The organism is Psychrobacter sp. TB20-MNA-CIBAN-0197 (genome assembly GCF_040309765.1).
In the GTDB taxonomy this organism is placed as follows: Bacteria; Pseudomonadota; Gammaproteobacteria; order Pseudomonadales; family Moraxellaceae; genus Psychrobacter; species Psychrobacter submarinus.
This window is the reverse complement of sequence record NZ_JBEOPC010001476.1, coordinates 1-231: the sequence shown is the minus strand read 5'-3', so window position 1 is coordinate 231 and position 231 is coordinate 1. Positions and strand designations below refer to the sequence as shown.

The 231-nt window shown below is 45.5% G+C and carries 1 pseudogene; it reads right to left on the bottom strand.

Annotated features, from left to right (window positions below):
- Positions 1–203, bottom strand: a pseudogene (locus tag AAEY83_RS18875) (DNA-binding response regulator); the annotation flags it as partial.
- Positions 204–231 lie beyond the last annotated feature (28 nt).

Sequence of the window (231 nt, the reverse complement as noted above, 5' to 3'; positions counted from 1 at the left end):
ATCATAAGCATAATTTGCAGTTCGCGTTCAGATAAGCTCTGAAAAGGATTTTCGTCTGTGCGACCTGTCACTTGCGCAAGTGCTATTTGCTGTGCAATTTCAGGGGCAATATAACGCTGACCGGCATGAACACAACGAATGGCACGCACCATTTCGTCAGAGCCAGCACCTTTAGTTAAAAAGCCATGTGCACCAATTTGCATTACTTTACTCGGAAACGGGTCTTCACAG